General features: G+C 68.3%; 1 protein-coding gene. It reads left to right on the top strand.

Translation table 11 applies throughout. From position 1 onward, the window contains the following. On the top strand, window positions 1-252 hold a 252-nt coding region (locus C6N31_RS43095), incomplete at both ends, for an aldo/keto reductase (protein ID WP_198359743.1).

The following is a 252-nucleotide window of genomic DNA, read 5'->3' as shown; positions in this document are numbered from 1 at the left end:
GGTCTCGGCGATCGGCTACGGCGCGATGGGCCTGACCATGGCCTACGGACCCACCGACGAGGAGGCCGGTGTCGCCGCCCTCCGCCGCGCCCACGACCTGAGCGTCACCTTCTTCGACACCGCCGAGATGTACGGCTGGGGCACCGGATCCAACGAGATCCTGGTCGGCAAGGCGGTCAGGGACTTCCGCGACGACGTGGTCCTGGCCACCAAGTTCGGGGTCGATATGTCCATGGCTCCGGAGCAGATCGG

Source organism: Streptomyces fildesensis (assembly GCF_016107395.1).
Lineage (GTDB): Bacteria > Actinomycetota > Actinomycetes > Streptomycetales > Streptomycetaceae > Actinacidiphila > Actinacidiphila fildesensis.
The sequence above is the reverse complement of the archived record's forward strand: the minus strand, read 5'-3'. Positions and strand labels throughout refer to the sequence as shown.